The 16,892-nt window shown below is 68.7% G+C and carries 17 protein-coding genes; 10 read left to right on the top strand and 7 right to left on the bottom strand.

Translation table 11 applies throughout. The features are described from left to right. Positions 1 to 37: 37 nt before the first annotated feature. The 4 genes from J7E89_RS13745 to J7E89_RS13730 form a co-directional block, all read right to left on the bottom strand. On the bottom strand, positions 38 to 715 hold the full coding sequence (locus J7E89_RS13745) for a DUF3618 domain-containing protein (RefSeq protein WP_214973238.1): 678 nt from the start codon (positions 713 to 715) through the stop codon (positions 38 to 40). Beyond that, entirely contained in the window at positions 691 to 1,113 is a 423-nt protein-coding gene (locus J7E89_RS13740; RefSeq protein WP_214973236.1) for a phage holin family protein, read from the bottom strand. Before J7E89_RS13740 ends, J7E89_RS13745 begins: the two co-directional genes overlap by 25 nt. Positions 1,114 to 1,116: 3 nt before the next feature. After that, a complete protein-coding gene (locus J7E89_RS13735; RefSeq protein ID WP_214973234.1) occupies positions 1,117 to 1,761 on the bottom strand; it encodes a hypothetical protein in 645 nt (214 codons plus the stop codon). Positions 1,762 to 1,993: 232 nt separating this feature from the next. Beyond that, positions 1,994 to 3,187 carry an RtcB family protein gene (locus J7E89_RS13730; RefSeq protein WP_214973232.1) on the bottom strand — a complete coding sequence of 398 codons (1,194 nt, stop codon included), beginning with the start codon at positions 3,185 to 3,187 and terminating at the stop codon, positions 1,994 to 1,996. Positions 3,188 to 3,348: 161 nt separating this feature from the next. Between J7E89_RS13730 and J7E89_RS13725 the strand changes: the two genes are divergently transcribed. The 3 genes from J7E89_RS13725 to J7E89_RS13715 all read left to right on the top strand — a co-directional run bounded on the left by J7E89_RS13725 (position 3,349) and on the right by J7E89_RS13715 (position 6,508). After that, entirely contained in the window at positions 3,349 to 4,254 is a 906-nt protein-coding gene (locus J7E89_RS13725) for a DUF3558 domain-containing protein (RefSeq protein ID WP_214973230.1), read from the top strand. 51 nt (positions 4,255 to 4,305) lie between these two features. Then, entirely contained in the window at positions 4,306 to 5,022 is a 717-nt protein-coding gene (locus J7E89_RS13720; RefSeq protein ID WP_214973228.1) for a DUF3558 domain-containing protein, read from the top strand. A gap of 160 nt (positions 5,023 to 5,182) precedes the next feature. Next, entirely contained in the window at positions 5,183 to 6,508 is a 1,326-nt protein-coding gene (locus tag J7E89_RS13715; RefSeq protein ID WP_214973226.1) for a DUF2637 domain-containing protein, read from the top strand. Positions 6,509 to 6,804: 296 nt separating this feature from the next. Here the strand turns inward: J7E89_RS13715 and lysS are convergent, their stop codons facing one another. Continuing rightward, the gene (lysS, locus tag J7E89_RS13710) at positions 6,805 to 8,589 is read right to left on the bottom strand and encodes a lysine--tRNA ligase (protein ID WP_214973224.1); all 1,785 of its coding nucleotides are present in this window, start codon (positions 8,587 to 8,589) and stop codon (positions 6,805 to 6,807) included. A gap of 116 nt (positions 8,590 to 8,705) precedes the next feature. Here lysS and argS point away from each other — a divergent pair, with 116 nt between their 5' ends. Further along, complete coding sequence (gene argS / locus J7E89_RS13705) at positions 8,706 to 10,481, top strand: arginine--tRNA ligase (protein ID WP_214973215.1); 1,776 nt, start codon at positions 8,706 to 8,708, stop codon at positions 10,479 to 10,481. A gap of 78 nt (positions 10,482 to 10,559) precedes the next feature. Here the strand turns inward: argS and J7E89_RS13700 are convergent, their stop codons facing one another. Beyond that, positions 10,560 to 10,832, bottom strand: coding sequence for a DUF1876 domain-containing protein (locus J7E89_RS13700; protein ID WP_214973213.1), 273 nt, complete (start codon positions 10,830 to 10,832; stop codon positions 10,560 to 10,562). A gap of 171 nt (positions 10,833 to 11,003) precedes the next feature. Between J7E89_RS13700 and J7E89_RS13695 the strand changes: the two genes are divergently transcribed. Beyond that, positions 11,004 to 11,873: an NAD(P)-dependent oxidoreductase gene (locus tag J7E89_RS13695; RefSeq protein WP_214973211.1), complete on the top strand. Its 870-nt coding sequence runs from the start codon at positions 11,004 to 11,006 to the stop codon at positions 11,871 to 11,873. Here the strand turns inward: J7E89_RS13695 and J7E89_RS13690 are convergent. Continuing rightward, positions 11,863 to 12,270, bottom strand: coding sequence for an ATP-binding protein (locus J7E89_RS13690; RefSeq protein ID WP_214973209.1), 408 nt, complete (start codon positions 12,268 to 12,270; stop codon positions 11,863 to 11,865). The two genes, J7E89_RS13695 and J7E89_RS13690, sit on opposite strands and share 11 nt — an antisense overlap. 112 nt (positions 12,271 to 12,382) lie before the next feature. Here J7E89_RS13690 and J7E89_RS13685 point away from each other — a divergent pair, with 112 nt between their 5' ends. From J7E89_RS13685 to J7E89_RS13670, 5 genes are all read left to right on the top strand, one after another. Continuing rightward, complete coding sequence (locus J7E89_RS13685; RefSeq protein WP_214973207.1) at positions 12,383 to 13,207, top strand: helix-turn-helix transcriptional regulator; 825 nt, start codon at positions 12,383 to 12,385, stop codon at positions 13,205 to 13,207. Then, the gene (locus J7E89_RS13680) at positions 13,204 to 13,455 is read left to right on the top strand and encodes a DUF397 domain-containing protein (RefSeq protein WP_214973205.1); all 252 of its coding nucleotides are present in this window, start codon (positions 13,204 to 13,206) and stop codon (positions 13,453 to 13,455) included. Before J7E89_RS13685 ends, J7E89_RS13680 begins: the two co-directional genes overlap by 4 nt. Positions 13,456 to 13,535: 80 nt before the next feature. Continuing rightward, complete coding sequence (locus tag J7E89_RS13675; RefSeq protein ID WP_214973347.1) at positions 13,536 to 14,561, top strand: hypothetical protein; 1,026 nt, start codon at positions 13,536 to 13,538, stop codon at positions 14,559 to 14,561. 820 nt (positions 14,562 to 15,381) lie between these two features. Then, positions 15,382 to 15,516 (top strand): hypothetical protein, encoded by a 135-nt coding sequence (locus J7E89_RS41795; RefSeq protein WP_285439236.1) that lies wholly within the window; start codon positions 15,382 to 15,384, stop codon positions 15,514 to 15,516. A gap of 204 nt (positions 15,517 to 15,720) precedes the next feature. Beyond that, entirely contained in the window at positions 15,721 to 16,137 is a 417-nt protein-coding gene (locus J7E89_RS13670; RefSeq protein WP_214973203.1) for a VOC family protein, read from the top strand. Positions 16,138 to 16,892: the final 755 nt, after the last annotated feature.

Here is a 16,892-nt window from a genome sequence, read left to right as displayed (position 1 = left end):
GGGAAACGAACTCCCGACGCGGGCCGCCACCGACGCACTACGGCCGACCGCCCTGATCACGAGCCTCGCCCGCCACGGTCTGGCCCGACTGACGCGCCTGCTCGGTCACCTGACCGGCCTGCTCCCGCGCCTGCTCCTGCGTCGTACGAGCGGCCTCGGTGGCGGTCTCCTTGACCCCCTGAACCGCCTGCTGCGCCGCCTGAGTGGCGTCCTCCTTCAGATGCTGCGCCGACTCGGCCGCCGCCTGCTTGACCGGCTCGATCGCCCCACCGGCCCGGTCCGCCAACTGCGCGGCCGCCTGCTCCTCGGCCTGCGTACTCGGCAGCATCGAGCCGACCAGCAGGCCCGCCCCGAAGGCGATCACACCGGCCGCCAGCGGATTGCCCTCCGTCTGCCGCAGAGCCTCTTCAGGTGCCTTCTTCACTGCCTCGCCCGCCTGTCCAGCCGTCTGACGTACAGATTCGGCAGCCTGCCCGGCGCCTTCCTGCACCGACTGAGCAGCCTGCTGCGTACGGTCCTGAGCCCGGCCCGTGGTGTGCGAAGCCGACCCCATGACGCGCCGCCGCACCCCGGAAACCGCACCGCGAACACGCCGACTGCGGCGCCGGGCTATCCGGCGCGGACTCGTGCGATCGGCCAGCAGCTCCACATCACCGGACAACTTCTCCCGCGTCGTCTCGATGTCAGCCCTTACTTGGTCGGGTGACGTGCCCATTGCGCGTCCTCCTTCAATGTCTGCACGGTACGTTCCGGCTTCGGCGACACACTGCGCATCCGGGAGCGGCCCATCACGAACAGGACGGCGCCCACCACCGCCCACACCCCGGTGACGATCAGCGCGGCCCAGCCGGCGTCCATCACATTCGCCAGGCCGAACACGGCCGCCAGCGAAGCGAAGAGCGCCACCATGTACCCGGCGAACCCCGCCCCACCGAACATCCCCGCGGCCTTGCCCGCCTTGGTGGCCTCCTCGCGGATCTCGAGCTTGGCCAGCTCCATTTCCTGCCGGAAGAGCAGCTGCACATCCGAGGTGACCTCCGACAGCAGCTCCCCCACCGGCCTCTCCTGCGCCCGCGCGGAAGGGGCCTGCCGCGTATACGTCGACATCGCCATCACTCACACCTCCGGTGCACCAGGCAGCCCCGCCCACCCGGGAGCCTGAGCCACACTGCTGTCGGTCTCGGGCGGCGGAACCTGCACCGGCGGATCCTGCGGGAACTGAGCAGCACTGCCGGCCCTGCGGCCTCCGTCGCCACCCGCGCCCGCCTGCGCCTTTCCGGCCTTGGCCATCCGCCCGACGGCCAGCCCGGCCAGCGCCGCGCCACCCAGGAACGCACCCGGCCGCCGCCGCGCGAATCCCCGCACGTCCTCCACGACGCTGCCCAGACCGTTCTTGTCCAGGTAATCGGCTGCCCGGTGACCACCATCGGCCGCCTGCGCCACGAGGCTGCGCACCGGGGAATCACCGGGCGCGTTCTGGGCCATCCCGTCGAGGTCGTCCGCCCACTTCCGCAGCGTGCCCACCGCGCGCTCGGCCTGGCCCTGCACCTCATCGCTCACGCGTCCCCGCAGGTCACGCGCCGCCGTACCGGCCTGCTGCCGAGCCTCACCGGTGACGGCCTTGGCCTGCTGCGCAACCGAGCCGGCAACCTCACCCGCGGCCTGCTTCGCCTGACCGGCTGTGACCGACGCCTCCTCTTTCGCTGTCTGCCCGGCCTGCTGGACACGCCCGGCACCGCCATTCGCGGACACACCACTCATGGATTCCACCTTCTCCGGGGGTGCGCGAAGCCAGACCGCTACGCCGAGACCTCACGCCACGCCCCGTGTCTCTCGTGCTGGCTGGGACACCTTCCGGGTAACCCCCCACGAGCACCCGAAACGATGGAAATCCACATTCAAAATCCACCGCGACCACGCGGCCACGCCTGCACGCGCGGAAGGCCCCGGCAACCACAACCGGGGCCTTCCGCTCTCCGCGCTCTGGGCGTCCTCAGCCCTTGACGCAGATGACCTGCTTCAGCTTCGCGACGACCTCCACGAGGTCCCGCTGCTGGTCGATGACCTGCTCGATCGGCTTGTACGCGGCCGGGATCTCATCCACGACACCGGAGTCCTTCCGGCACTCCACGCCCCGCGTCTGCTCCTCCAGGTCCCGCGCCGAGAATCGCCGCTTCGCCGCACTGCGGCTCATCCGCCGGCCCGCGCCGTGCGAGGCCGAGTTGAACGACTTCTCGTTGCCAAGCCCCTTCACGATGTACGAGCCCGTGCCCATCGAGCCGGGGATGATCCCGAAGTCGCCGGAGCCCGCCCGGATCGCACCCTTGCGGGTGACCAGCAGGTCCATGCCGTCGTAGCGCTCTTCGCTGACGTAATTGTGGTGACAGGAAATGACCGGCTCGAAGGTCACCTTGGCCTTCTTGAACTCCCGCCGGACAACGTCCTGGTAGAGCCCCATCATGATCGCGCGGTTGTACTTCGCGTACTCCTGCGCCCAGAAGAGGTCGTTCCGGTACGCCGCCATCTGCGGGGTCTCCGAGATGAATACCGCCAGGTCACGATCGATCAGCCCCTGGTTGTGGGGAAGCTTCTGCGCCTGCCCGATGTGGTACTCGGCCAGCTCCTTGCCGATGTTCCGCGAGCCGGAGTGCAGCATCAACCAAACAGAATCGGTCGAATCAATACAAAACTCGACGAAGTGGTTGCCGCTTCCGAGCGTTCCCATCTGCTTCGTGGCGCGCTCCTGACGGAATTTGACCGCATCGGCGACCCCCTCGAACCGCCCCCAGAAGTCGTCCCACCGCGCCGTCGGGAACCCATGCAGCCGCCCCGGGTCAACCGGGCTGTCGTGCATCCCCCGGCCCACCGGGATCGCCTGCTCGATCTTCGACCGGAGGCGCGAAAGATCACCCGGAAGGTCGTTCGCCGTGAGTGATGTTTTCACCGCCGACATGCCGCAGCCGATGTCGACACCGACCGCCGCCGGGCACACCGCGCCGTGCATCGCGATCACCGAGCCGACGGTGGCGCCCTTGCCGTAGTGGACGTCAGGCATGACGGCGAGACCCTTGATCCAGGGCAGGGTGGCGACGTTCTGGAGCTGCTGCATCGCGCCGCCCTCGACCGTTGCCGGATCGGCCCACATCCGGATCGGAACCTTCGCGCCCGGTACCTCTACGTACGACATAACTCCTCTATTCCCCCGAAATACAGATAGCGCAAATCTGGCGCCAAGTACCGCGAAAGAGACAGCGGACCGGCGTTGTGGCCAGCGCGTGCGATACACATTGTGTCCACCGGCCGCTATCGCGCGGCAACCGTATTTCCGATCGAAGGGAGCCTGGGACCGTGCAGCGAAAGGTGTACGTACCCGGCGTCGCGCTCCTCGCGGCGCTTGCCGCCGGCTGCACCGGCGGCTCCGGAACCGAGGACTCCGCCGCCGACGCCAAGACGGACGAGGCCAACACGTCCGTCGCCGCCCCCGGCAAGTACCGCACGCTCCGGGAACCCTGCGGCTCCGTCGACCGCGGCATGCTCCGCGACCTCCTCCCGGGCGTCGCCACGCTCCCCGAGGAGCAGCAGGAGAAGGCGTACGACGGCAACGCCGCCGTGACGTACGACACGGACCGGCGCGTCGGCTGCCGCTGGAAGGTGGACTCCCCGGGCGTCACGCACGACCTCAAGGTCGACTTCGAGCGGGTGGTGTCGTACGACTCCGACGTGAGCGACGACGACCGCGCGAAGGACGTGTACGGGAAGCAGGAGATCGCGGCGGATCTCCCGACTCCCACCCGCAGCCCGGAGGAGGGCGAGGGCGGCGCAGAGGACGCCGGCGAGGGCAGTGCGTCCCCGAGCAGCAGCGACTCCCCCACGCCCGGCGCCTCCAAGGCCGGGGACGAAGGCGGCGAAGGCGAGTCCGCCGGCCGGACGCCCGACAGCGCGACCAGCGCAGGCACAGGCACCGACACCGCGAGCGGCGACACCGGCGCCCAGGCCCCCGAGGCCCCCCAGGGCCTCGAACCCCGTACCCTCGTCGGCCTCGGCGACGCCGCCTTCCTGGACGACGCCCTGATCCGCTCCGGCTCGACCACCCAGCGCCGTACCGTCACCGTGGTGTTCCGTACCTCGAACGTCATCGTGTCCGTCCAGTACAGCGAGCACCCCGCCCTGACCGCCGATGTCCCCGACAGCAAGGAACTGCAGGAGAAGACGCAGGCCCTGGCCCGCAGGCTCGCCGAGCAGTTCAGCGAATAAGCGATCGACCGGTCGATCAGTCAGCCCCAGCCCCAGCCCCGTGAAGGAACCATGCACCAGCACCGATCAGCCCCGCGACTCTCTCGCATACTCGCCTGCGCAGCCGTCCCGGTGATGCTCGTCGCCGCCGGCTGCTCCTCGGACTCCGGAGGCGACAAGGACGCGTCCCCGTCCGCCAGCGCCTCGCCCTCGGTGTCGGCGAAGCCGACCGTCAAGCCGGCGGTGTTCTCGAAGCTGCCCGAGCCGTGCAAGTCGATCAAGCAGAAGACGGTCGATTCGCTGGTGCCCGGGGCGAAGGACAAGTCCGGTACCGCTGACAAGTCGAATGACGTGTCCGCGCGCGGCGGATGTTCCTGGAACGGTCTGGACAACAAGGGCGTCGACGGCTCGCAGTACCGCTGGCTGTCCGTCTCGTACATGCGGTACGACTCCGACCAGACCCGCGGCGCCGGCGACAAGCTCGCCGAGGAGTACTACGCGAAGCAGGTCGAGGCCGCGAAGGCGACGGACGGCGCGAAGAAGGTCGCGACCAAGGCCACCGCCGGCGTCGGCGACCAGTCGACGACGGTCGCGTACGACCTGCGCAAGACCGACGCGGACTTCAAGTACGCAACGGTCGTGACACGTACGGAGAACGTCGTCGCCACCGTCATCTACAACGGCGCCGGCTACCAGGGCGCCAAGTCCCCCAAGGGCGCCGACCTGCTGAAGGACGCTCAGAAGGCGGCCAAGGAGGCGGTGGCCTCGGTCACCGCGGCCAACAAGTAGCCCCTGGCGGCAACCAGCACATACCACCCAATCTCCGACACGTACCGGAGCCCGGTCTTCCCCTTGGGGGCCGGGCTCCGCCCCTACCCGCGCAACGCGACCCGCACACATGTGCCAGGCTGACCCCCGCCAAGTCCGTCGTAACGGGAGGGGATCGCGGGTGGCCGCGATGCAGTTGACACGTACGCACCGCATATTGATCGGTGTTGTCGTCGCGGGAGCGGTGGTCATCGCCGCGATCGGTTTCGCCGGCTCGTACGCCGCCGTGCGCGAGCTCGCGGAGGAGAAGGGCTTCGGCGACTTCTCCCTGGTCTTCCCGATCGGCATCGACGCGGGTATCTGCGTCCTGCTGGCCCTGGACCTCCTCCTGACCTGGATGCGCATCCCGTTCCCCCTTCTCCGCCAGACGGCGTGGCTGCTGACGGCCGCGACGATCGCCTTCAACGGCGCGGCGTCGTGGCCGGATCCGCTGGGTGTCGGCATGCACGCCGTCATCCCGATCCTGTTCGTCGTCTCGGTCGAGGCGGCGCGGCACGCGGTCGGCAGGATCGCCGACATCACGGCCGACAAGCACATGGAAGGCGTACGCCTCACTCGCTGGCTGCTGTCGCCACTGCCGACGTTCAAGCTGTGGCGCCGCATGAAGCTGTGGGAGCTCCGCTCCTACGAGCAGGTCATCAAGCTGGAACAGGACCGCCTGATCTATCAGGCTCGGCTCCAGGCACGCTTCGGGCGTGGCTGGCGCCGCAAGGCCCCCATCGAGTCGCTGATGCCCCTCCGCCTTGCGAAGTACGGCGTTCCACTCGCCCAGACCGGACCCGCGGGCCTGGCGGCGGCCGGCATCGAGCCGGTGCTGCTGCCGCCGGCGCCGGAGATCGAGGCGCAGCACTCCCAGGAACTCCGGGCGCTGGTGTCGCAGGCGCAGCCGCAGCCGGTACGGGAGCTCGACGACCAGGAGCACGCCGAGCACAGGCGCGGGCAGCCGCACCCCGACGAGGAGTGGCCGCAGGAAGCCCCGGACATGGACGACGAGCCCGTCGCGGAGGAGGCGGAGGGCCCCGGCTCGCATTCGAGCCCGTGGTTCGCCGCGCCGCAGGTACCGCAGGGACAGCAGGACTCCGCCTACGACAACGCCTACGGGGAGTCGGCGGCGTACGCCGAGGCCCCCGAACAGCCCACCCCCGTGATGGTCCCCGCGGGCCCCGGCCGCACGCGCCCCCTGGGCGGCATCCCGGGCCCGCGCCACGAGCAGGACCCGGCCGAATACGTGGAGCAGTACGAGGAGGAGTACGAGCCCGAGGAGCGGTACTACGACGCGTTCCGCAAGTACGTCGGCGACTACGGCACGGTCCCATCAGCCGGCGCGTTCGGCTCGTACATCCAGGACCTGGGCACGCAGCCCCCGCCCCTCAACGAACTGTCCGACTACGCCAAGCGTTTCCAGGTCCGCTACCAGCAGGAACTGGACGCCGAACACATCGCCTAGAAGGCCGATGAAGATCTTGAAATCGCGCCCGGCTTGCACCGGTTCAGCCCGATTGACATTTACCGGCAATCCGGGGTGAGTCGGGCGGTCCGAGCAAGATCTTCAGGAGTCTTCTAGGCCCGCTTCCGGCGATTGAGGACACGCTCGAAGGGCCCCGGGGTCTGGGGCTTGCCCCAGTTACGGGAAGGGGCGGGTAGGGGGAACAAAGCCCCACCCCCCGCCACGCGAAAAGGCCGCCACCCCCCGGAATCCCAGGAGTGGCGGCCCTCCACAAGCGCGCAAGAGCAAGCCCGCAGCTACGCCCCGAGCAACTTCCTCACCCGGTCCGCCCCCACCGCAAGCAGCAGCGTAGGCAGCCGCGGCCCCGTGTCCCGCCCGACCAGCAGCTGGTACAGCAGCGCGAAGAACGACCGCTGCGCCACCTTCAGCTCCGGCGTCGGCTTCGCATCCGGCTCCAGCCCCGCCATCACCTTCGGTACGCCGTAGACGAGCGTCGTGAGCCCGTCCAGCGACCAGTGCGAGTCGAGGCCCTCGAGCAGCAGCCGCAGCGACTCCCGCCCGGCCTCGTCCAGCGAGCCCAGAATCTCCGTGTCCGGCTCACTCCGCACAACCGTGCGCTGCTCGGCCGGCACCTGCGTGGTGATCCAGTTCTCGGCCCGGTCGAACCTCGGCCGTACCTCGTCCAGCGACGTAACCGGATGAGCCGGATCCAGCTCGCTCAGGATCCGCAGCGCCTGGTCCTCGTGCCCCGCCGTGATGTCCGCCACCGAGGCGAGCGTCCGGTACGGCAGCGGCCGAGGCGTCCGGGGCAGCTCCCCCGCCGCCGTCCTGATCGCACGCGAGTGGGCCGCCGCGTCGGCCGGCAGCACAGTCCCCTCGGCGACCTTCTTCTCCAGCGAGTCCCACTCGTCGTAGAGCCGCTGGATCTCCTGGTCGAAGGCGATCTTGAAGGACTGGTTGGGCCGGCGCCGCGCGTACAGCCACCTCAGCAGCGGCGCCTCCATGATCTTCAGCGCATCGGCAGGCGTAGGCACGCCACCCTTGCTGCTGGACATCTTGGCCATCCCGCTGATGCCCACGAACGCGTACATCGGCCCGATCGGCTGCACGCCGTCAAAGACCTCGCGCACGATCTGTCCGCCCACCACGAACGACGACCCGGGCGACGAGTGGTCGACACCGCTCGGCTCGAAGATCACGCCTTCGTACGCCCAGCGCATCGGCCAGTCGACCTTCCAGACCAGCTTGCCGCCGTTGAATTCGCTCAGCAGCACAGTCTCGGAATGCCCACAAACGCACACATACGACAGAGCGGTGCTCTCGTCGTCGTACGCCGTCACCGTAGTGAGGTCCTTGCCACAGGAAGTGCAGTAAGGCTTGTACGGGAAGTACCCCGCCCCGCCCCCACTGCCGTCGTCCTCGTCGGCCGCCCCGGACCCCTCGGCGGCTTCCAGCTCGGCCTCGTCGACCGGCTTCTGCCCCTGCTTCTTGACCTGCTGCTTGGGGTCCTTCTTCGTCCGGTACCGGTCGAGTACGGCGTCGATGTCACCCCGGTGCTTCATCGCATGCAGGATCTGCTCGCGGTAGACCCCGGCCGTGTACTGCTCGGTCTGGCTGATGCCGTCGTACTCGACACCGAGCTCGTCAAGGGCCGCCGTCATGGCCGCCTTGAAGTGCTCGGCCCAGTTCGGGTACGACGACCCGGCCGGCGCGGGCACCGACGTCAGCGGCTTGCCGATGTGCTCGGCCCACGACTCATCCACACCCGCGACACCCGCCGGCACCTTGCGGTACCGGTCGTAGTCGTCCCACGAGATCAGATGCCTGACCTCGTGCCCTCGCCGCCGGACCTCGTCCGCGACCAGGTGCGGGGTCATGACCTCACGCAGGTTGCCCAGGTGAATCGGCCCGGAGGGCGAGAGTCCGGACGCGACGACGACCGGTTTGCCAGGCGCACGTCGCTCCGACTCGGCGATGACCTCGTCCGCGAACCGGGAGACCCAGTCGGTCTCTGTGCTGCTCTGAGCCACGATCGGCACGTCCTTCTTCCTCGATAGCTGTCGATAGCTGTCGCCAGCCATTCTCCCAGACGGATCGACCCCGCCCGAGGCTCCCCTTTATACGAGACGACGCGCCGCACACCCCCATGAAATACTCGTCTGCACATTCAACTTCCTCTCAACAGGAACGGCAGCTCATGGCCTCGGTCCATTCCCTCGCTTCGACCGTCAACCAGCGCGTCGCGGACGCCCTCTCGGCAGCCCTGCCGGAGGCCGGCGCCGCCGACCCGCTGCTGCGACGAAGCGACCGGGCCGACTTCCAGGCGAACGGCATCCTGGCGCTCGCCAAGAAGGCCAAGGCGAACCCGCGCGAGCTGGCCACGCAGGTCGTAGCCGGACTCCCCACCGACGGCGACGACCTGATCAAGGACATCGAGGTCTCGGGCCCCGGCTTCCTGAACATCACGGTCACCGACCAGGCGATCATCAACACCCTCGCGGCCCGCGCCGCCGACGACCGTCTCGGCGTACCGCTGGCGGAGAAGCCGGGCACGACGGTCGTCGACTACGCGCAGCCGAACGTGGCCAAGGAGATGCACGTCGGTCACCTCCGCTCCGCCGTGATCGGCGCCGCGATGGTCGAGATCCTCGAATTCACCGGCGAGAAGGTCGTACGCCGCCACCACATCGGCGACTGGGGCACCCAGTTCGGCATGCTCATCCAGTACCTGACCGAGCACCCGCACGAGCTGGACCACAAGCACGGCGGCCCGGAGGAGGGCGAGGCGGCGATGTCGTCCCTCAACCGCCTCTACAAGTCGTCACGCGTGCTCTTCGACTCCGACGAGGACTTCAAGGCGCGCTCCCGTGACCGTGTCGTGGCCCTCCAGGCCGGCGACCCGGAGACTCTCGCCCTCTGGCAGCGTTTCGTCGACGAGTCGAAGATCTACTTCTACTCGGTCTTCAACAAGCTCGACATGGAGATCCAGGACCCCGACGTCGTCGGCGAGTCCGGATACAACGCCATGCTCGAAGAGACCTGCCAGATCCTGGAGGACTCGGGCGTAGCCGTCCGCTCCGACGGCGCCCTGTGTGTCTTCTTCGACGACGTGAAGGGCCCGGACGGCAAGCCGTCCCCCCTCATCGTGAAGAAGTCGAACGGTGGCTACGGTTACGCCGCCACCGACCTCTCCGCGATCCGCGACCGCGTCCAGAACCTCGGCGCGAGCACGCTCGTGTACGTCGTGGACGCCCGCCAGTCGCTCCACTTCAAGATGGTCTTCGAGACCGCCCGCCGGGCCGGCTGGCTGAACGACGACGTCCACGCGGTCCAGCTCGCCTTCGGCACGGTCCTCGGCAAGGACGGCAAGCCGTTCAAGACCCGTGAGGGCGAGACGGTCCGCCTCGTGGACCTCCTGGACGAGGCGGTCGATCGCGCGACGACGGTCGTGCGCGAGAAGGCCGCCAAGGTCGGCCTGACCGAGCAGGAAATCGTCGAGAACGGCCGGTACGTCGGCATCGGCGCCGTGAAGTACGCCGACCTGTCCACCTCCGCGTCCCGCGACTACAAGTTCGACCTGGACCAGATGGTGTCGCTGAACGGCGACACGTCCGTGTACCTCCAGTACGCGTACGCCCGTATCCAGTCGATCCTCCGCAACGCGGGCGAGCGGAAGGCGGCGGCTCACCCGGAGCTCGAACTGGCCCCGGCGGAGCGCGCGCTGTGCCTGCACCTGGACCGGTTCGCGGAGACCCTGGCCGAGGTGGCCGCGGCGTACGAGCCGCACAAGCTGACGGCGTACCTCTACCAGCTCGCGTCGCTCTACACGACGTTCTACGACCAGTGCCCGGTCGTGAAGCCGGAGCCGCCGCTCGACATCGCGGAGAACCGCCTGTTCCTCTGCGACCTGACCGCCCGCACGCTCCACCAGGGCATGGCCCTGCTCGGCATCCGCACCCCTGAGCGCCTCTGATCACGCGACGCTCGCGATACGGCGATGCCCCCCACCGGGGTCCTGGTCCCGGTGGGGGGCATCGCCGTATCTGCGGTCTCAAGTCGTCAACGGGTACGACGCCCGGCCCGAGGCCTCATCTATCTCGTCGTGCGCCTTGCCCAGGAGTTGCGAAGCAAGGTCCATGAGCGCCCGCGCGCCCGCGACCTCCTCGCCGACCCGCAGCTGCTCGGCGTCGGTCGGGTGCCGTTTGGCGAACCCGTGAGCCCGAAGCTCCACGCCGTCACCGAGCCGCACCATCGCGGCAGCCCTGGTCCTGCCTTCGTGCTCGGTGAACTCCATCTCGATGTGCCATCCGACGAGTGTCTGCATGGCTGATCACCTCCAGCGGTTCCCTTCCAGGGTGCGCCGCCGGGCCACTGATCACCACTCGTCACTTACCAAAGGGTGAGTACCTGACTTAATAGTCGGTACTTGTCGACAACTCAGCGCTTGGCAAGGATCAAAGGGCACCGGAAAGTCCTCTTCGGCCAAGGAGCCTTGATGTCCCACCCGTCCCTTAATCCCGTGTCCGTCCTGGGCCTCGGCATGATGGGCACAGCCCTCGCCACCGCCCTCCTGAAGGCCGGCCATCCCCTCACCGTCTGGAACCGCTCCGCCTCCAAGACCGGCCCCCTGGTCGCCCAAGGCGCGCTCCCTGCCGAAACCCTCACAGACGCCGTGGCGGCGAGCCCACTGCTGATCGTCTGCTTCACCACCAACGACAACGTCACCGAAACCCTCGCCACCGTCGACTTCACCGGCAAGACCCTCGTCAACCTCACCAACGGCACCCCCGCCCAGGCCCGCACCCTCGCCACCTGGGCCGAGAAGCAGGGCGCCGCGTACATCGACGGCGGGATCATGGCGGTCCCCCAGATGATCGCGACCCCGGCCGCGTACATCCTCTACAGCGGCGACGAGCAGGCGTACGAGACCCACCGCCCCACCCTCTCGGCCCTCGGCGGCACCCAGTGGGTCGGCACCGACCCGGGCCGCGCGGCGCTCCACGACCTGGCGCTGCTGACCGGCATGTACGGAATGCTCATGGGAGTGGCACAGGCCTTCGCCCTGATCCGTACGGAGAACATCACGGCCACCGAGTTCGCCGACCCGCTGCACGAGTGGATCTCCGCGATGCTGAGCGGGGTAGTCCCCGGTATCGCCCATGCGGTGGACTCCGGCCAGCACGTCACGGACGTATCCAGCCTCGCCATCAATCAGGCGGCCTTCCCCAACTTCATGGACGCCTTCCGCGACCAGGGGATCAGCTCCGATCTCTTCGCGCCGATGCAGAAGCTGCTCGACCGCTCGGTGGAGGAGGGTTACGGCGCGGACGGCCTCTCGCGCCTGGTGGAGTTGCTCAAAAAGTAACTTCCACCAGCCCGAACTCGCACCAAACGATCTTCCCGAGCTCCCGCTCCCCGACCCCCCACTCGTCGGCAAGCGCCGCCACCAGCACCAGCCCCCGCCCGGACTCCCCGTCGGGCTCGCGGAGGCGGGGGAGGCCGTCGCCGCTGTCGTGGACCTCGATGCGCAGAGTCTGTCCGGACAGCAGCAGCCGCAACTGATAGCCGCGCCCCGGCGGCACCCCGTGCAGGAGCGCGTTGGTGGCCAGCTCGCTCACGCACAGCAATACGTCATCCGCACGGGTACCAACCCTCCATGCGACGGCCGCGTCGCGCGTGAACTCCCTGGCCCTGGCGACGGATCGTCGCTCACGCGGGTAGAACCGCTCGCGCAGGAACGGGAGTTGTTTCACTTCGTTCATGAGACGAGAGTCACGGTCCGTGACTAGCGTGGTGCAGTGCGCGCACCCGTACAAGAAATCCGTACGGGTCATCTGCGCGTGATGTGCGGGTAAGGGTGGGGAGTTGGACCGCATGCACCCCAGAAAGCGGCAGCGGAAGAACGCGTCGGCGATGAAGCTCGTGGGAGCGCTGGTGGCCCGTTTCCGTGCGGACGCGGGCCTTACGCAGCGGGAGCTGGCGGACCGGATCTGCGCGGGCGAGGAGACGGTCGCCTCGATCGAGCAGGGCAGACGGCCGCTGAAGCCGGATCTGGCAAGACTGCTGGACGGTTTACTGGACACGAAGCACGCGCTGGAGACGGCGGTGGCGCACATGCCGGAGATCGACCTGATCCCGGCGTGGGCGGAGCAGTACATGGACTTGGAACGGGAAGCGATCGCGCTGTCGTGGTTCGAGAACCAGGTGCTGCCGGGCCTGCTCCAGACCGAGCGTTACGCCCGTGCGGTCTTCCTCAGCAAGGTCCCCATCCTCGGCGAGGAGGAGACCAACGCCCAGGTGACGGCCCGTATCGAACGCCAGGAAATCCTGCACCGGAAGGTGCCTCCGACGGCCAGCTTCATCATCTCCGAGGCGATCGTGCGGGACCGCCTCGGAGGCGACGAGGTGTACGCCGAGACACTGCGGCACCTGCGAGTCTGCGCGGACCTGCCGGGCATCACCCTCCAGCTGATGCCGCTCGGCCGTCACACCCATGCAGCACTCGACGGCCCGTTCATCCTGCTGGAAACACCGGACCACCAGCATCTCGCCTACACCGAAACCCAGCGCGGCAGCCAGCTCATCACCGACCCCAATGAGGTCAGCATCCTGGCGCAGAAATATGCGATGCTGCGAACGCAGGCCCTCAACACCGAGGAAACGAAGGGCCTGTTGGACCGGCTGCTAGGAGAGCAATGAGCACCGCACTTGAGTGGTTCAAGTCCAGCTACAGCGGCAGCGAGGGCGGGGCCTGCCTGGAAGTCGCCTACGCCTGGCGCAAGTCCAGCTACAGCAGCGACGAAGGCGGGGCCTGCGTCGAAATCGCCGCCTGCCCCACCGCAGTCCACGTCCGGGACTCCAAGATCCCCGACGGCCCAACCCTCACCCTGACCCCCGCCACCTGGTCGCACTTCGCATCGTACGCAGCCGACGCACAGCTGCGCTGAGCCAACTGCGGACGCGACGGTATGCCGCCCAGTCCAGGACGCGCCCCGGAGCTGCGCTTGCCTGACTCTAAGCTCGGGTCCTGACAAGGACCACGCCACCGCGGCCGCTCGATGTCGAGGCGCTCTTCCCCGAACTGGCCCGGTACCGGGGCACCACCACCCGGCTGCACCCGCGGCCGGGGAAGCCGGACGTGTCGGCCAGTTCCGTGGGCGGCCCGATGCTGTGGCCGGCGGACGAGCCCTGGCCGGTGTGCCCCGAGGCCCACGGTCGTGGGCGCGGTAGGCGCCCCGAAGACATCCGCCGAGAGGTCCTTGACTCCGCGTGGGCCCGCGAACCGCTCTCGGGCCCGACGGAGGAGGCACGGCAGCTCGTGGACGAGCTGCGCCGCGAGCACCGGATCCCGGGCGTCTCGGAGACTGATCCGCTGCCGATGATCGGCCTTGCGCAGCTGTACCGGCGGGACATTCCCGACCTGCCGGCGGGCCCGGACGGCTGCGACTTGCTCCAGGTGTTCTGGTGCCCCTTCGACGCGCATGGCGCGAGCAGGTACGAGCTGCTGCTTCACCTGCGCTGGCGTAAGTCGGCAGAGGTCGGCGAAGTGCTGGATTCGCCACCGCAGCCGCAGGTCGTCGGCTCCAAGGGGTACGTGCCCGAGCCCTGCGTATTGCACCCGGAGCAGGTGGTCACGTACCCGTTCGCCGGTCTCCTGCCTGAGGACCTGTGTGCCCGGATCGACGCCTGGGAGGAGGCCCTCGAGGAGGAGTCCGAACAGGCGGAGGCCGAGGACCCGGACGAGCCAATCGGCTACCAGTACGACCTGTCCATCCCGCCCGGCTGGCGCGTCGGCGGCTTCGCCTCCTGGCACGCAACCGACCCGGCCCCTATGGACTGCCTGTCCTGCTCGACGCCGATGGAGCTGCTGCTGACCATCGACAGCTCCGAGTGGGACGGCGGCAGCGGCAGCTGGAAACCACTCCAGGAACGCGATCTCGACGGCCACTCGTCTGTCACCCCCACCGAGGTCATCGTGGGCCGCGCCGGTGAGCTCAACGTCTTTTGCTGCCCCGCCGAACCAGGGCACCCGCACCGCTGGAGCATCCAGTAGTCGGTCCGGCCCTCGGCTTGCCGCACCTGCCGGGCAGGCCGGGCGGCGGGGGCGTTGACGGCCCAGTAGCGTTGATTGCCTCTGCGATGGGGGCCGCCTCTACCAAGGTTGGCGGCGGAGGCCCGCCCCTCAAGGGCGCTCCTGCGTCGCGTCGCCTACGGCGATTCCGCTCCGCTCCACCCTTGACCGCCGAACCTCCGCCGCAATGCTTAAGGGGGGCGGCCCCCGGGGGGGGAGCCCACGGGAAAGGCCCGGCAAGCGGCCGATCACCGCTGCCGGGCGACGGGCCCGGTGAGTGGGGCGCATGAGGCCTCGGGGACGGCTCGGCCCCAGCCTCAGCGACTGCCGCAACGGCCATTGGCGCGCCATTCCAATTCCCACGCACACGCGCACCCACGTAGGCAGACAACCGGCCGTTCCGGGTCGACCTGCGAACACATGTCCGCTCGGGTCGGGCGCGACAGTTCAATGGGGAGACTCGGGCAAGTTCGGCGTCCGCCCCGCCCGGCAACCGGTCTAGCTTCCAACACGTTGCTGATGCAAGTGGGGGCGGCGCACCCAACACCGAAGCACCATCCTCGCGGCCCGTACGGCGCCGCCGTGGGCCCAAACGCTCCCGTGATGACCGGAAGCGACACGACCGCGACGACCGAACCCCACCAAGGCCACGAGTTCGGGCAGCCGCTTGACCCCAGACCCCGCCGGGAGGGACGAACGTCTCGGCCGTTCCCCTCGCGTACGTCGGATACGCCGTCCGGGTCGCCGCCACCCACGGCGTCCGCGTCCTCGATGTGATCCTCGGGGTCGTGCCGAGCACGACGTGTTCCACAGAACAATCCTGCGCCAACGCGGGATCACTGTCTCCGCCCACCAGGTGTGGCTGGTGGGCCTGTTGATACGACTCTTCCTCCTGTTCCTCGGCGTGACGATGGCGTTCAGCTTGTTCTGGCAGTGACTGGACCGGCGTTGTCCCAACCCGTGACGGGCACTAAGGTCGGCCGGGTGACTGCCGGGTCGGCCATGGGCCATGCACGAGTGGGGTTCCCGGCCTCGGCGTGAGCGCGAGGCGGGCAAGAGCCCCGCCCCTTCTCCGCGTCTTTGCAACCGGGCGTCCGCATGCGGACGCCTCATCCCAACGCATCCAAAGACCCGGAGACACATGCGATACGACCAGCACACCGAGCTGCCGACGACCACGGTCCAGCTCAACCACACCGCCATCTACGCCAGCGACCGGCACCTGTCGGCCGAGTTCATCGCCGCGATCCTCGGGCTCAAGGTCGGCGCTCCGTTCGGCCCATTCCTGCCGGTCGACCTCGGCAACGGCGTAACGCTCGACTACTACGCGAAGACCGACGAGCCGATCCAGTCACAGCACTACGCGTTCCTTGTCCCAGACGCGCAATTCGACGCCATGATCGCCCGCCTGGAGGCGGTCGGTGTCACCTACTACGCCGACCCGAGCCACACAGAACCCGGCCAGATCAACCGTCTCTTCGGCGGCCGCGGCGCGTACTTCGACGACCCCGACGGCCACAACATGGAGATCATGACCCGCCCCTACGCCCGCCCCTAGCAGCACCTACCGCCCGTGGTGACCGAATCCAGCACATGACCCGCAACGACGCCTGCAAGGATGGGCCAAAAGTAAGGCAAAAAGGGGCAACTGGTTTCGTCATGTGCTGGTTTCGGTCCACCAGCCCACCCGAGAACTACTGCGTGCCACGACCGCGAGACCGCACGGGCACATGAGGACCGTTCGATCACGCTCCCAGCCCCGCCCCCGCATGGGCGGGGCTCAGGCCGATGGCCAGTCCCCACCAACACTCGCCACACCACCGACCGGACTATCGGCAGGACCATGCACTCCTGGATGCCCCTCCACCCACCCACACCAGCAACGGGCTTGTAGCTCAAGCGGTCACCGGTCGGGGTGGACGCCGAGCCGGCCCGAGTCCCCCCATTCACTGACGCGCCCCACCCGCATACCCATAAGTCCGCAGGTCGACCCGAGAGGTCGGCCGTCCGACTGCGTGGGTGCTCGTGTGCGTGGGAATGGGGATGGCGCGCCAACGGCCGTCCCAGCACCCGCCGAGCCAGGGGCCGCGCCACCCACTCAACCTCATGCGCCCCACCCACCAGGCCGCAAGCCACCGAGCCGACCCGCGCCCATCTCCCAGCTCGCGTGCAGGGCGTTTTTCTTTGGGCCGTCCCCGTGGAAAGCGTTAGCGGTGGGCCGGGGCGGCGGGTCAAGGGTGGGCCGTAGGCACATCGCGCAGCGACGCGACCGTAGGGAGCGCCCTTGACGCGCCGGTCCGGCCCACCGACCCT

The sequence above is a fragment of the Streptomyces sp. ISL-100 genome (assembly GCF_018614615.1).
Lineage (GTDB): Bacteria > Actinomycetota > Actinomycetes > Streptomycetales > Streptomycetaceae > Streptomyces.
The sequence above is the reverse complement of the archived record's forward strand: the minus strand, read 5'-3'. Positions and strand labels throughout refer to the sequence as shown.

Excerpts from the sequence above, each read along its gene's own strand:
- J7E89_RS13735 (WP_214973234.1), bottom strand. The coding sequence starts at position 1,761 with ATGAGTGGTGTGTCCGCGAATGGCGGTGCCGGGCGTGTCCAGCAGGCC.
- lysS (WP_214973224.1), bottom strand. The coding sequence starts at position 8,589 with ATGGCTGGCGACAGCTATCGACAGCTATCGAGGAAGAAGGACGTGCCG.
- J7E89_RS13690 (WP_214973209.1), bottom strand. The coding sequence starts at position 12,270 with ATGAACGAAGTGAAACAACTCCCGTTCCTGCGCGAGCGGTTCTACCCG.
- J7E89_RS13700 (WP_214973213.1), bottom strand. The coding sequence starts at position 10,832 with ATGCAGACACTCGTCGGATGGCACATCGAGATGGAGTTCACCGAGCAC.
- argS (WP_214973215.1), top strand. The coding sequence starts at position 8,706 with ATGGCCTCGGTCCATTCCCTCGCTTCGACCGTCAACCAGCGCGTCGCG.
- J7E89_RS13680 (WP_214973205.1), top strand. The coding sequence starts at position 13,204 with ATGAGCACCGCACTTGAGTGGTTCAAGTCCAGCTACAGCGGCAGCGAG.
- J7E89_RS13745 (WP_214973238.1), bottom strand. The coding sequence starts at position 715 with ATGGGCACGTCACCCGACCAAGTAAGGGCTGACATCGAGACGACGCGG.
- J7E89_RS13730 (WP_214973232.1), bottom strand. The coding sequence starts at position 3,187 with ATGTCGTACGTAGAGGTACCGGGCGCGAAGGTTCCGATCCGGATGTGG.
- J7E89_RS13685 (WP_214973207.1), top strand. The coding sequence starts at position 12,383 with ATGCACCCCAGAAAGCGGCAGCGGAAGAACGCGTCGGCGATGAAGCTC.
- J7E89_RS13670 (WP_214973203.1), top strand. The coding sequence starts at position 15,721 with ATGCGATACGACCAGCACACCGAGCTGCCGACGACCACGGTCCAGCTC.
- J7E89_RS13695 (WP_214973211.1), top strand. The coding sequence starts at position 11,004 with ATGTCCCACCCGTCCCTTAATCCCGTGTCCGTCCTGGGCCTCGGCATG.
- J7E89_RS13740 (WP_214973236.1), bottom strand. The coding sequence starts at position 1,113 with ATGGCGATGTCGACGTATACGCGGCAGGCCCCTTCCGCGCGGGCGCAG.
- J7E89_RS13720 (WP_214973228.1), top strand. The coding sequence starts at position 4,306 with ATGCACCAGCACCGATCAGCCCCGCGACTCTCTCGCATACTCGCCTGC.